This is a genomic window from Variovorax sp. 01N425, from assembly GCF_056399465.1.
Genome location: NZ_JBFTRJ010000028.1, coordinates 19,204 through 32,959 on the forward strand (window position 1 = coordinate 19,204; position 13,756 = coordinate 32,959).

Here is a 13,756-nt window from a genome sequence, read left to right on the forward strand (position 1 = left end):
ACTACGAAAAGACCGGCCGGAAGAAGCTGCGCTCGTAGCTCAGGATGCACCGGGTGTCCTCGGCGTACCTGAAGGCAGCCTGGCAGTCGGCGTCCTGCATCGAATCGGCGCGGTACTGCTCGTAGGCGGCCAGGCTCGGAAAGCTGAACATCGCGAGCGCCACGTTGTTCGCGCCTTCCGACGGCAGGAAGTAGCCATGGTGCTGGCCGCCGAACTTCTCGACCAGCGGAATCCACAGCTTGCCGTAGTGCTCGAATTCCTTGAGCTTGTAGGGATCGACGATGTAGCGCAGGTAGCAGGTGACCATGGTTCTTTCCGTGGGAACAGGGAAGGCCTCAGTCCAGGCCGAAGTGCGCGCGCAGCGCGGCGCAGAAATCTGGCGTGCCGCTGAGCGAGAAGGTCACCGTGTCCAGCTCCGGCGCCTCGCGGGTCTGCTGCAGGTCGAAGTCCCAGGCCGCCCCGTCGTCGAGCGCGCCGCGCGCATCGGGAAAGGTGGCATCGGCCCAGGCCAGCACCTGGGCGATCTCGGCCAGCACTTCGTGCGTTCTTGCAGGCGCGGTCGAGGCCATGGCATCGAAGGTGCCGTGGCCCTCGGTGTCTTCGCTGTAGTCGAAATCCAGGTAGCGCAGTTCGGTCATGGTGTTGTCGATGCCTTGGCGGCAGCCAGTCCGCTCAGGACCGCGCCTTCGAGTGTCGCAGGGTAGGGGCCTTCGGTGTAGTCGCCGCAGGCGTGCAGGCCGGGTGCGATGCGCATCGGCGGCCGTGCGAGCGCAGGCGTGCAGGCGAAGGTGGCGCGCTTTTCGACCACGGTCTGCACGATGTGCAGCGCCGCCTGGCCGAGCTGCACGGCGGCTTGCGCAAGCGCCTGCTGCTCCAGCGTTTCGCGCGGCGTCTCGTTCGCGCTCACCACCATGGCGAGCACGCCTTCGGGTCCGCCGAGCTGGCCGCGATCGAACACGAACTGGGCCGGCGCGGTGGCGGGATGGCTGCGCAGCGCCAGCATCGGCTCCGCAAGCGGCGAGGCGCCGCGCACATAGACCGTGGCAATGGCCTCGAAGCGCAGCGCCTCGGTGCTTTCGCACCAGCGCTGCGCCGCCGCGCCGGACGCGCGCACGAGCCGAGCCGCGTCCCAGGGCGCACACGCCAGAACGACGTGGTCGAAGCGCTCGCCGTCGACTCGCCATGCCGCGCCCTCGGGCGAGATGGCGTGCACGCGCGTGCCGATGCGCAGCGTTGCGTCGTGCTGCGCAAGCCACGCCAGGGCCGCGTCGGGAAAGAGCGCGCCCAGGTCGACGCGCGGCAGCAGCAGGTCCGCGCCGCCGCTGCCGCTGAAGAGGGCGTCGTGCAGCACGCGCAGGAACACCTCGCCGCTCGACTGGTCGACCGGCGTGTTGAGGGCGGACACGCACAGCGGCTCGATCAGCTCCTCCATCACGCGCGGCGTGAGGCCGGTGCAGAGCGCGGCCACGGTGGTGCCGGCGGCGCAGCGGAATCCGGTGAGGCGCCATTGCACGGCGGTGCGCAGCAGCGTGGACTTGTCCCGCCACGTCCAGCCACGCGCCGTGAAGATGCCGGCCAGCAGGTCGAGCGGTGCAGGCAGCCGCGGCAGCTTCAGGCCGCCGCCATCGGCAAAGCGCAGCGAGAGCGGCAGCCGCAGCAGCGCCTGGCCGGCATCGATGCCCACTTCGCGCATCAGCCTGAGCGTTGCGGCGTAGGCGCCGATCAGGATGTGCTGCCCGTTGTCGAGCACCAGCCCGTGCATGTGGTCGACCCGCCGCGCGCGCCCGCCCGCCATGTGCGCCGCTTCATAAAGCGTCACGGCATGGCCGAGCCGCGTGGCTTCGACGGCGCAGGCGAGGCCGGCCCAGCCGGCACCCACGATGGCTGTTCTCAAATGCGCCCCAAGGCTTGAACCTTCCACGCCAGCCAGAACTTGCGCACCGGCGTCAGGCTCACGCGCTGGTTCAGCACCTGGAAGTTGTCGCGCTCGATCTCGCGCAGCAGCGTGCGGTAGATGCTGGCCATCATGAGGCCGGGCTTCTGGGCGCGGCGGTCGGGGGCGGGCAGCAGGGCGAGGGCTTCGTCGTATGCCGCATGCGCGCGCTCGGCCTGGAACTTCATGAGCGCGACGAAGCGCTCCGAATGCACGCGGTTCAGGATCTCGTGCGCCTTGACGTCGAATTTCTGCAGTTCGTTCACGGGCAGGTAGATGCGGCCGCGCAGCGCGTCCTCGCCAACGTCGCGAATGATGTTGGTGAGCTGCAGCGCCAGCCCGAGCTTGTGCGCATAGGCGGTGGTCTGCGGGTCGGTCTGGCCGAAGATGCGCGCAGCGACTTCGCCCACCACGCCGGCCACCAGGTGGCAGTAGCGCGCGAGGCCGGGAAAGTCGAGGTAGCGGGTCTGCTCGAGGTCCATCTGGCAGCCGTCGATCACCTCGTTGAGCTGGGCGGGCTCGATGCCGTAGGTGGCGGCATGCGGCACCAGCGCCTGCATCACGGGGTGGCGCGGCGGTCCCGCAAAGGACTGCGCCACCTCGGTGCGCCACCAGGCGAGCTTGGTCGCGGCCACGCCGGGGTCGCTGACCTCGTCGACCACGTCGTCGATCTCGCGGCAGAAGGCATAGAAGGCCGTGATCGCGGCGCGCCGCGGCTTGGGAAGGAACAGAAAGGCGTAATAGAAACTGCTGCCCGAGGCGGCGGCCTTGTCCTGTACGTATTGCTCGGGAGTCATCGGAGGGGCGCTTTCATGGGCCGCAATTGTCTCCGCATCCGAAGGGCGCGCCAGGCCAGCAGCGGAGCGTCGGCCTTGCCTATTTTCGGGCGCTGCGAAAAGGTGTCGAAGCCCAGGTCCTCGATCTTGTCGAGAATGCGCAAACCGCCCTGCACGACGAAGCGCAGCTCCCAGCCGGCGCGGCCCGGCAGGCGATGGACCAGCGGCGCGCCTTCGGCCATCAGCTCCCGCGCCCAGGCGCTTTCGACGGCGATCAGGTTGATGGCTTCCTGCGGCGGCGGCGCGCCGGCCAGCGGCATGAAGACCTTGAAGCTCTCGCGCGTGAGGCCGCGCCGTGCGCAATCGGCCAGCGGCGGGTAGAAGCGGCCGCGCGGCAGGTCCACGCTCGGGTCCTGCCAGAAATTGATGAGTTGCAGCGCGCTGCAGATGGCGTCGCTTTGCGCCAGCGCCTGCGCATCGTTCACGCCATACAGATGCAGCAGCAGGCGGCCGACCGGGTTGGCGGAGCGGCGGCAGTAGTCGAGCAGTTCGGCGCGGTCGGCGTAGGTTCCGCCGTCGCGGGTCTTCTCGATGTCCTGCATGAAGGCGCTCAGCAGGTCGGCGAGCAGTTGTTCGGGAAGCTTGAACTGCGCGATGCTGTGTGCGAGCGGGCCGAACACCTGGGGCCAGCGCGAGGAGGGCGCCACCTCTCCGTGCGCGGCGGCTGCCAGCTCCTCGCGGTAGGCGCGAAGATCGGCCAGCCGCTGGCCGGGCGAGGCGTCGCCTTCATCCGCGATGTCGTCCGCGGTGCGCGCGAAATGGTAGATCGCGGCAATCGGCGGCCGCAGATGCGGCGGGCACAGCCAGGAGGCCACGGGGAAATTCTCGTAATGCGCCGGCGGCGCGGCAATATGGGGTGGTGCAGGCACGCCGCGATTGTCCGCGACACGCGGCGCGGACTATGCTCGCGGCGTCGCCAACATCTCACTTCCTTCTCATTCATGAATGCACCCACGCAGGCTCCCGCCGTCCCGAGTCCAGCGCCAGGCGAGGCGCCACATGCGGCGGGGCCGGGCCTGATGATCGCGGCGCTGGGGGTGGTTTTCGGCGACATCGGCACCTCGCCGCTCTACGCCTTCAAGGAAACGCTCAATCCCGAGCACGGCGTGGCGTTCACGCCCGATGCGGTGCTGGGCCTGCTCTCGCTGATCTTCTGGGGCCTGATGTTCGTGGTCACGCTCAAGTACGTGGTGTTCGTGCTGCGCGCCGACCACGACGGCGAAGGCGGCATCCTGGCGCTGCAGGCGCTCGCGCGCAATGCGGTGGCGGGCCCGCGGACCCGGCCCTGGGTGTTGAACGTCATTGCGGGGCTCGGCCTGGTCGGCGCGGCCATGTTCTATGGCGACAGCCTGATCACGCCGGCCATCTCGGTGCTGTCGGCGGTTGAGGGGCTGGAGGTGCAGGCGCCGGTGCTGCAGCGCGTGGTGATCCCGATCACCATCCTGATCCTGCTCGGGCTCTTCGCGGTGCAGCGCAAGGGCACCGGCGCGGTGGGCAAGGTGTTCGGGCCCGTCATGCTGCTGTGGTTCCTGGTGCTGGCCCTGGCGGGCGGCTGGCAGGTGCTGCAGCATCCGCAGGTGCTGGCGGGGCTCGATCCGCGCCGGGCTGTCGCTTTCCTGGCCGAGCACCGGCTGCAGTCGCTGGCGGTGCTGGGCGCGGTCTTTCTTGCCTTTACCGGCGGCGAGGCGCTGTATGCCGACATGGGCCATTTCGGCGCGCGCTCGATCCGCCTCGCCTGGCTCTTCATCGCGCTGCCCGGGCTGGTGCTGAACTACTTCGGCCAGGGCGCGCTGGTGCTGGCGCAGCCGGCGGCGGTCGACAACCCCTTCTTCCGGCTCTTTCCTCCATGGGGCGTGGTGCCGATGGTGGTGCTGGCCGCGATGGCGACCGTCATCGCGTCCCAGGCCGTGATCTCGGGCGCGTTCTCGCTCACCGCCCACGCCATGCGCATGGGCTACCTGCCGCGCATGCGCGTGGTGCAGACCTCGGGCTCGGCCATCGGCCAGATCTACGTGCCGGTCGTCAACTGGATGCTGATGACGGGCGTGCTGCTGCTGGTGCTGGGCTTTCGCAGCTCGGGGGCGCTGTCGGCGGCCTACGGCATCGCGGTGTCGATCACGATGGTGACCACCACGCTGCTGGCGGGCGTCGTGGCCTGGGGGCTGTGGCGGTGGAACAGGGTGGCAGTGGTCGTGGGGGTGGTGGCTTTCGCCGCCGTGGACCTGGCCTTCGTGCTTGCCAACAGCCTCAAGATCGCCGAAGGGGGTTGGCTCACGCTGGCGGTGGCGGCGGCCGTGATGCTGCTGTTCACCACCTGGGCCAAGGGGCGCCGGCTGGGCCTGGAGGCGGCCGCGGCCGAAAGCCTGCCGCTCAAGTCCTTCGTCGAATCGCTGGCGCTCCACATGCCGCACCGCGTGCGCGGCACGGCCGTATTCCTGAACGCCGATGCCACCGCCGTGCCCCACGCGCTGCTGCACAACCTCAAGCACAACCAGGTGCTGCACGAGCAGGTGATCGTGCTGCGGGTGCTGGCCTGCGACACGCCGCGCGTGGACGCGCGGCAGCGCATCGAGGCCGAGCAGCTGATGGACGGCATCTGGGTGGTCACGGCGCGCCACGGCTTCATGGAGCGGCCCGACGTGCCCGAGTTCATCCGCATCCTGGCCTACCAGAAGACGCTGGCCATCGATTCGATGACCACCTCCTACTTCGTCTCGCGCGCCTCGGTGGGGGAGGAGCACCTGCCCGGCATGAACCCCGTGCGCCGCGCGCTCTTCGGCTGGCTGCAGCGCAACGCGGGCCGGGCGTCCGACTATTTCGAGCTGCCGGACAACCGGCTGGTCGAAATGGGGCAGAGGACCTGACAACCCCCGAATCTCGATTGACAGTCCCTGAGGTTTACCCTAAATTACTAACCAGTGGGTCAGTAATGACCGGGTTCGACCTTTCTAGGGTGTCTCATGACTGCCTCCTCCGGCTTTTCTCCTCTTGCCCGCAGTGCCGCCTGGCTGCTGCTTCCCGCCTTGTTCCTGGCCGGCTGTTCGCAGTCGAAGCCGGCCGAGGAACCTGTGCGCGCGGTCAAGCTGGTGACTGTGGGCACCAGCGATTTCGACGCCCAGCCCGAGTTCTCGGCCGAAGTCCGGGCGCGCGTCGAATCGCGGCTGGGCTTCCGCGTGGCGGGCAAGATCACCAAGCGCCAGGCCGAGCTCGGCCAGCACGTGCAGGCCGGCCAGGTGCTGGCGCAGCTCGATCCGCAGGACTACCGGCTGGCCGCTGAAGCGGCGCGCGCGCAGCTGGCGGCGGCCCAGACCAACCGCGATCTCGCGGCAGCCGATCTCAAGCGCTATACCGAACTGCGTACGCAGAACTTCATCAGCGGCGCCGAGCTGGAGCGCCGCGAATCCACCTGGAAGGCCGCGCAGGCGCAGCTCGAGCAGGCGCAGGCCCAGCTCTCGTCGCAGGGCAACCAGGCCAGCTACACCACGCTGGTGGCCGACGTGGCCGGCGTCATCACCGCCATCGAGGCCGAGCCCGGCCAGGTGGTGCAGGCGGGCACGCCCGTCGTGCGCATTGCGCAGGACGGCGCGCGCGACGTGGTGTTTGCGGTGCCCGAAGACCGCGCCGCGCTGATCAAGCCCGGCTCGCCGGTCACGGTGCGCGGCTGGTCGGGCGGCAGCGAGCTGCAAGGCCAGGTGCGCGAGGTGGCGGCCAGCGCCGACGCGGTCACGCGCACCTATGCGGTCAAGGTGGCGATCGATGCCGCCACCTCGCCGGCGCTCGGCGCCACCGTGTATGCCCGCCCGCAGGCGCTGGCACGCACCGGCGGCGCGGTCATGAAGCTGCCGACCAGCGCCTTGCGCCAGGAAGGCAAGGGCACGGCGGTTTGGGTGCTCGACAAGTCGACCATGACGGTGCGCTCACAGCCCGTGCAGGTGGCCACGGCCGACGGCAACGAGGCCGTGATCGGCGCCGGCCTCGCGCCCGGCATGATGGTCGTGGCGGCGGGCGTGCACGTGCTCTCGCCGGGGCAGAAGGTCACCATCTACCAGTCGAAGGAGGCTGCCGCGGCGGCCGCCAACGCGAAGGAATCGGCGCAGCCGGTCGAGGCCGTGGCGGCCTCGAAGAAGGAGATCGCTGCAGGTGCTTCCAAATGACGGAAGGCGCAGCAACCACCGCCAAGCCCGCCGGCTTCAATCTTTCCAAATGGGCGCTGGACCACGCGCCGCTCACGCGCTACCTGATGGTGGTGCTGATGGTGCTGGGCGCCTTCGCGTACTTCCAGCTCGGCCAGGACGAAGACCCGCCGTTCACCTTCCGTGCCATGGTGGTTCGCACCTTCTGGCCCGGCGCCACTGCCCAGCAGGTGGCCGAGCAGGTCACCGACAAGCTCGAGCGCACGCTGCAGGAGGCACCGTACGCCGACAAGATCCGCAGCTATTCGAAGCCGGGCGAGTCGCAGATCATTTTCCAGATCAAGGACTCGTCCAAGGCCGCCGACGTGGCCAATGTCTGGTACACGGTGCGCAAGAAGGTCGGCGACATGCGCAACACGCTGCCGCCGGGCGTGCAGGGGCCGTTCTTCAATGACGATTTCGGCGACGTCTATGGCGTGATCTACGCGCTGGAGAGCGAAGGCTTCAGCCAGGCCGAGCTCAAGACCCTGGCCGACGAGGTGCGCCAGCAGCTGCTGCGCGTGAAGGACGTGGCCAAGGTCGACCAGTTCGGCGTGCAGGACCAGAAGGTCTACATCGAGATCTCCCAGAAGCGCGTCGCGCAGCTGGGGTTGGACTTCAACGCGGTGCTGGCCCAGCTCGGCTCGCAGAACGCGATCGAGAGCGCAGGCACGATCCAGTCGCCGCTCGACGTGGTGCAGGTGCGCGTGGGCGGGCAGTTCACCAACGTCGAGCAGCTGCGCGAGATGCCGATCCGCGGCAGCTCGGGCAACCAGCTCAGGCTCGGCGACATCGCCGAGATCCACCGCGGCTACATCGATCCGCCGGCCGTGAAGGTGCACCACCAGGGCAAGGAAGTCGTCGCGCTCGGCGTTTCCATGGCCAAGGGCGGCGACATCATCGCGCTGGGCAAGGCGCTGCGCGCCACCACCGCGGAGATCGACCAGCGCCTGCCGGCCGGCGTGAAGCTCGCGCAGGTGCAGGACCAGCCGGTGTCGGTGTCCAGCTCGGTCAACGAATTCGTCGGCGTGCTGATCGAGGCGGTGGCGATCGTGCTGGCCGTGAGCATCATCTCGCTGGGCCTGCACAAGGGCGGGCGATTCGGCTGGTACATCGACATCCGGCCGGGGCTGGTGGTGGCCATCACGATCCCGCTGGTGCTGGCCGTGACCTTCCTGTCCATGAACTATTTCGGCATCGGGCTGCACAAGATATCGCTGGGGTCGCTGATCATCGCGCTCGGCCTCCTGGTGGACGACGCGATCATCGCGGTCGAGATGATGGTGCGGAAGATGGAGGAGGGCTACGACAAGGTGCGCGCCGCCACCTTCGCCTACGACGTCACGGCCAAGCCCATGCTGACCGGCACGCTCATCACGGCCGCGGGCTTCCTGCCGATCGGCATCGCCAAGTCGGTCACGGGCGAATACACCTTCGCTATCTTCGCGGTAACGGTGATCGCGCTGGTGCTGTCGTGGATCGTCTCGGTGTACTTCGTGCCCTACCTGGGCACGCTGCTGCTCAAGGTCAAGCCGCACGACCCCGATGCGCCGCCGCACGAGCTGTTCGACACGCCGTTCTACAACAACTTCCGCCGCGCGGTGAACTGGTGCGTGCAGCACCGGTGGCTGACCATCGGTGCCACGGTGCTGATCTTCGCGCTCGGCATCTTCGGCATGGGCAAGGTGCAGCAACAGTTCTTCCCGGATTCGAGCCGGCCGGAGATCATGGTGGACATCTGGTTCCCCGAAGGCACCTCGTTCGCGGCCAACGAAGAAGTCGCCAAGCGCGTCGAGCAGCGCATCATGAAGGAAGAGGGCGTGAAGACCGTCAGCACCTGGATCGGCTCCGGCGTGCCGCGCTTCTACCTGCCGCTGGATCAGGTCTTTCCGCAGACCAACGTCTCGCAGCTCATCGTGCTGGCCAAGGACCTGAAGGTGCGGGAGACCCTGCGCATCAAGCTGCCCGCGCTCTTGGCGCAGGAATTTCCCGAAGTGCGCGGCCGTGTGAAGCTGCTGCCCAACGGGCCGCCGGTGCCGTATCCGGTGCAGTTCCGCGTGATCGGCACCGACCCCGCCCAGCTGCGCGCGCATGCCGACGAGGTCAAGGCCGTGCTGCGCGAGAACGCCAACATGCGCGGCGTGAACGACAACTGGAACGAATCGGTCAAGGTGATCCGCCTGGAGGTCGACCAGGCCAAGGCGCGCGCGCTCGGCGTCACCAGCCAGGCGATCGCCCAGGCGTCCAAGACCATGTTCTCCGGCACCACCGTGGGCCAGTACCGCGAGAACGACCTGCTGATCGACATCGTGCTGCGCCAGTCGGCCGACGAGCGCGAGGCCATCTCGGACATCGGCAACGCCTACCTGCCCACCACCTCGGGCCGTTCGATTCCGCTGACCCAGATCGCCCGGCCGGTGTTCAGCTGGGAACCCGGCGTGATGTGGCGCGAGAACCGCGACTACGCCATCACGGTGCAGGGCGACGTGGTCGAAGGCCTGCAGGGCGCCACGGTGACCGAGCAGCTGCTGCCGAAGCTGCGCCAGCTCGAGGCCGGCTGGCACGCAGCCGGCGAGGGCGGCTACCGCATCGAGGTGGCGGGCGCGGTCGAGGAAAGCAGCAAGGGCTCGGCGTCCATCGTGGCGGGCGTGCCGATCATGCTGTTCCTGGTGTTCACGCTCCTGATGCTGCAGCTGCACAGCTTCAGCCGCTCGCTGCTGGTGTTCATCACCGGCCCGATGGGCATCGCCGGCGTGGCCGGTGCGCTGCTGCTGCTGAACCGTCCGTTCGGCTTCGTGGCGCTGCTGGGCGTGATCGCGCTGATGGGCATGATCCAGCGCAACGCGGTGATCCTGATCGACCAGATCGAGAGCGACCGCGAGGCCGGCGTGCCGGCCTGGGATGCGATCGTGGAATCGGCCGTGCGGCGCCTGCGGCCGATCGTGCTGACGGCGGCCGCGGCGGTGCTGGCGATGATTCCGCTCTCCCGCAGCGTGTTCTGGGGGCCGATGGCCGTGGCCATCATGGGCGGGCTGATCGTGGCGACCGTATTGACCCTGCTGGCGCTGCCGGCAATGTACGCCGCCGCCTTCCGCGTCAAGCGGGAGCCGAAAGAGCTCCCGATTAGCGCTTAAAATACGCGGTTGACCGATTTCAGGCGGACGGTCTTTGGGCGGCAGGCATCCGGCAATCGGGGGTCCGCGGCACCAGGGCCGTCCGCCTTTGCATTCACCTGAAAAATTGGCAAGCGCGGGTGGCGAAATTGGTAGACGCACCAGGTTTAGGTCCTGACGTTCGCAAGAACGTGCCGGTTCGAGTCCGGCCCCGCGCACCAGCCACACCCCTCACAAGGAAGACACCATGACCGTGACCGTTGAAACTCTCGAGAAGCTCGAACGCAAGATCACGCTGACCCTGCCGGTCGGCACCATCCAGTCCGAAGTCGATTCGCGCCTCAAGAAGCTCGCGCGCACCGTCAAGATGGATGGCTTCCGTCCCGGCAAGGTGCCCATGAACGTCGTGGCCCAGCGCTACGGCTACTCGGTGCACTACGAAGTCATGAACGACAAGGTCGGCGAAGCCTTCTCGCAGGCCGCCAACGAAGCCAAGCTGCGCGTGGCCGGCCAGCCCCGCATCACCGAGAAGGAAGAGTCGCCCGAAGGCCAGCTCGCCTTCGACGCGGTCTTCGAAGTGTTCCCCGAAGTCAAGATCAACGACCTGTCGAACGCCGAAGTCGAGAAGCTCTCGGCCGAAGTGGGCGAGGACGCCATCGACAAGACGCTGGACATCCTGCGCAAGCAGCGCCGCACCTTCGCGCAGCGCGCCCAGGACGCCGTGGCCCAGGACGACGACCGCGTGACGGTCGATTTCGAAGGCAAGATCGACGGCGAGCCCTTCCCGGGCGGCAAGGCCGAAGACTTCCAGTTCATCGTCGGCGAAGGCCAGATGCTCAAGGAATTCGAAGACGCCGTGCGCGGCATGAAGGCCGGCGACAGCCGCACCTTCCCGCTCTCGTTCCCGGCCGACTACCACGGCAAGGACGTGGCCGGCAAGCAGGCCGACTTCATGGTCACCGTGAAGAAGATCGAAGCCTCGCACCTGCCCGAAGTCAACGAACAGCTCGCCAAGTCGCTCGGCATTGCCGAAGCCACGGTCGAGGGCCTGCGCGCCGACATCAAGAAGAACCTCGAGCGCGAAGTGAAGTTCCGCCTGCTGGCGCGCAACAAGAACGCCGTGATGGACACCCTGGTGGCCAACGCCGAGCTCGACCTGCCCAACGCGAGCGTGCAGTCCGAAGTCAACCGCATGGTCGAAGGCGCCCGCGCCGAGCTCAAGCAGCGCGGCATCAAGGATGCCGACAAGGCACCGATCCCCGACGAAGTGTTCCGTCCCCAAGCAGAGCGCCGCGTGCGCCTGGGCCTCGTGGTGGCCGAGCTGGTGCGCGCCAACAACCTGCAGGCCAAGCCCGAGCAGATCAAGGCCCACATCGACGAGCTGGCCGCCAGCTACGAAAAGCCGGCCGACGTGGTGCGCTGGTACTTCAGCGACAACAACCGCCTGGCCGAAGTCGAAGCCGTGGTCATCGAGAACAACGTGACCGATTTCGTGCTCGGCAAGGCCAAGGTCAAGGAAAAGTCGGTGTCGTTCGACGAGCTGATGGCGCAACAAGGCTGATCCACTGCCGCCCGCGACGCCAATGGGGCTTGTGCTTTGCGGCACGAGCCCCATTTCACTCAGGCGTACAGTAAATTCGAACAGCGAACGAACCCTTTTCCGGAGAGCAATTCAATGAGCGCACAGGAAATCAAAGGCCTCGGCATGATCCCGATGGTCATCGAGCAGTCGGGCCGCGGCGAGCGGTCCTACGACATCTATTCGCGCCTCCTCAAGGAGCGCATCATTTTCCTGGTGGGCGAGGTGAACGACCAGACCGCCAACCTCGTGGTGGCGCAGCTGCTGTTCCTCGAGAGCGAGAACCCGGACAAGGACATTTCGTTCTACATCAACTCCCCGGGCGGCAGCGTGAGCGCCGGCATGGCCATCTACGACACCATGCAGTTCATCAAGCCAGACGTTTCCACCATGTGCATCGGCTTTGCGGCCAGCATGGGCGCCTTCCTGCTGGCGGCCGGAGAAAAGGGCAAGCGCTTCTCGCTGCCCAATTCGAAGATCATGATCCACCAGGTGCTCGGCGGCGCGCGCGGCCAGGCCACGGACATCGAGATCCACGCCCGCGACATCCTGCGCACCAAGGACCAGATGAACCGCATCCTGGCCGAACGCACGGGCCAGCCGCTCGAAAAAGTCAAGTCGGACACCGAACGCGACTATTTCCTCACGGCCGACGAAGCCAAGGACTACGGCCTGGTGGACCAGGTCATTGCGAAGCGCAGCTGAGGCATTGAGCCCCTGCCGCGGCGCCGGCGGCGCCAAAAAGGCAAAAACCGGCGTTTTCCACACGGGAAACGCCGTTTTTGTTTAGTTATCATTGTCCCCACCCCTTTACGAGGCACCTGTCCATGGCCGAAAAAAAAGGCTCCTCCAGCGAAAAAACGCTTTATTGCTCGTTCTGCGGCAAGAGCCAGCATGAGGTCAAGAAGCTGATCGCGGGCCCTTCGGTCTTCATTTGCGACGAGTGCATCGACCTTTGCAACGAAATCATCCGCGACGAGCTCCCGGCCGGTGAAGAGGCGCGCGAGGCGCGCAGCGACCTGCCCACGCCGCTGGAAATCAAGACCAACCTCGACAACTACGTGATCGGCCAGGAGCCGGCCAAGCGCATGCTGTCGGTGGCGGTCTACAACCACTACAAGCGCCTGCGCCACAAGGAAAAGGCCAAGGGCGACGACGTCGAGCTCAGCAAGAGCAACATCCTCCTGATCGGCCCCACGGGCTCGGGCAAGACGCTGCTCGCGCAAACGCTCGCGCGCATGCTCGACGTGCCCTTCGTGATGGCCGACGCCACCACGCTGACCGAAGCCGGCTACGTGGGCGAGGACGTCGAGAACATCATCCAGAAGCTGCTGCAAAGCTGCAACTACGAAGTCGAGCGCGCCCAGCGCGGCATCGTCTACATCGACGAGATCGACAAGATCTCGCGCAAGTCGGACAACCCGTCCATCACGCGCGACGTGTCGGGGGAGGGCGTGCAGCAGGCGCTGCTCAAGCTCATCGAAGGCACCATGGCCAGCGTGCCGCCACAGGGCGGGCGCAAGCACCCGAACCAGGACTTCCTGCAGATCGACACGACCAACATCCTGTTCATCTGCGGCGGCGCCTTTGCCGGCCTCGAGAAGGTCATCGAGAACCGCACCGAGGCCTCGGGCATCGGCTTCGGCGCCTCGGTCAAGAGCAAGGCGCAGCGCAGCATCACCGAGGTGTTCCGCGAGGTCGAGCCCGAAGACCTGATCAAGTTCGGCCTGATCCCCGAACTGGTGGGCCGCATGCCCGTGGTCGCCTCGCTGGCCGAGCTCAGCGAAGACGCGCTGGTGCAGATCCTGACCGAGCCCAAGAACGCCGTGGTCAAGCAGTTCACCAAGCTGCTGCAGATGGAAGGCGTCGACCTGGAGATCCGTCCCGCGGCGCTCAAGGCCATTGCACGCAAGGCGCTGGCCCGCAAGACCGGCGCGCGGGGCCTGCGTTCGATCCTCGAACAGTCGCTGATCGACACCATGTTCGAGCTGCCGAATGCCACCAACGTCGACAAGGTTGTGGTCGAGGAATCCACAATTGATGAAAACAAGCCGCCGCTGCTCGTGTACCGCGAAGCGGCCAAGAAGGCCTGAGTGAACGCGGCGCCGGCACTTTCCAGCAAG

Annotated in this window: 11 protein-coding genes and 1 tRNA gene; 7 read left to right on the forward strand and 5 right to left on the reverse strand. The window is 67.2% G+C overall.

Annotated features, from left to right (window positions below; translation table 11 throughout):
• Position 1: 1 nt before the first annotated feature.
• The 5 genes from AC1DSC_RS31115 to hpnC are packed head-to-tail and all read right to left on the reverse strand — an operon-like array spanning position 2 to position 3,584.
• Positions 2-307, reverse strand: coding sequence for an NIPSNAP family protein (locus AC1DSC_RS31115; protein WP_012747611.1), 306 nt, complete (start codon positions 305-307; stop codon positions 2-4).
• A 28-nt stretch (positions 308-335) separates the two neighbouring features.
• Positions 336-638, reverse strand: a complete 303-nt coding sequence (locus AC1DSC_RS31120; RefSeq protein WP_012747612.1) for a hypothetical protein — start codon at positions 636-638, stop codon at positions 336-338.
• A complete protein-coding gene (gene hpnE, locus AC1DSC_RS31125; protein WP_041945508.1) occupies positions 635-1,894 on the reverse strand; it encodes a hydroxysqualene dehydroxylase HpnE in 1,260 nt (419 codons plus the stop codon). The genes AC1DSC_RS31120 and hpnE overlap by 4 nt, the downstream gene beginning before the upstream one ends.
• Positions 1,891-2,730: a presqualene diphosphate synthase HpnD gene (hpnD, locus tag AC1DSC_RS31130; protein ID WP_012747614.1), complete on the reverse strand. Its 840-nt coding sequence runs from the start codon at positions 2,728-2,730 to the stop codon at positions 1,891-1,893. The genes hpnE and hpnD overlap by 4 nt, the downstream gene beginning before the upstream one ends.
• Positions 2,727-3,584 carry a squalene synthase HpnC gene (hpnC, locus tag AC1DSC_RS31135; protein WP_012747615.1) on the reverse strand — a complete coding sequence of 286 codons (858 nt, stop codon included), beginning with the start codon at positions 3,582-3,584 and terminating at the stop codon, positions 2,727-2,729. Before hpnC ends, hpnD begins: the two co-directional genes overlap by 4 nt.
• Before the next feature lie 204 nt (positions 3,585-3,788).
• Here hpnC and AC1DSC_RS31140 point away from each other — a divergent pair, with 204 nt between their 5' ends.
• From AC1DSC_RS31140 to clpX, 7 genes are all read left to right on the forward strand, one after another.
• On the forward strand, positions 3,789-5,633 hold the full coding sequence (locus AC1DSC_RS31140; RefSeq protein ID WP_012747616.1) for a potassium transporter Kup: 1,845 nt from the start codon (positions 3,789-3,791) through the stop codon (positions 5,631-5,633).
• Positions 5,634-5,729: 96 nt separating this feature from the next.
• On the forward strand, positions 5,730-6,923 hold the full coding sequence (locus AC1DSC_RS31145; protein WP_012747617.1) for an efflux RND transporter periplasmic adaptor subunit: 1,194 nt from the start codon (positions 5,730-5,732) through the stop codon (positions 6,921-6,923).
• The gene (locus AC1DSC_RS31150) at positions 6,920-10,075 is read left to right on the forward strand and encodes an efflux RND transporter permease subunit (protein WP_012747618.1); all 3,156 of its coding nucleotides are present in this window, start codon (positions 6,920-6,922) and stop codon (positions 10,073-10,075) included. Before AC1DSC_RS31145 ends, AC1DSC_RS31150 begins: the two co-directional genes overlap by 4 nt.
• 113 nt (positions 10,076-10,188) lie before the next feature.
• Positions 10,189-10,275 (forward strand) — tRNA-Leu (locus AC1DSC_RS31155).
• Positions 10,276-10,301: 26 nt separating this feature from the next.
• Positions 10,302-11,615, forward strand: coding sequence for a trigger factor (gene tig / locus AC1DSC_RS31160; RefSeq protein ID WP_012747619.1), 1,314 nt, complete (start codon positions 10,302-10,304; stop codon positions 11,613-11,615).
• A 114-nt stretch (positions 11,616-11,729) separates the two neighbouring features.
• On the forward strand, positions 11,730-12,338 hold the full coding sequence (clpP, locus tag AC1DSC_RS31165) for an ATP-dependent Clp endopeptidase proteolytic subunit ClpP (RefSeq protein ID WP_012747620.1): 609 nt from the start codon (positions 11,730-11,732) through the stop codon (positions 12,336-12,338).
• 122 nt (positions 12,339-12,460) lie between these two features.
• Positions 12,461-13,726 carry an ATP-dependent Clp protease ATP-binding subunit ClpX gene (clpX, locus tag AC1DSC_RS31170; RefSeq protein WP_012747621.1) on the forward strand — a complete coding sequence of 422 codons (1,266 nt, stop codon included), beginning with the start codon at positions 12,461-12,463 and terminating at the stop codon, positions 13,724-13,726.
• The last annotated feature ends 30 nt before the right edge of the window (positions 13,727-13,756 follow it).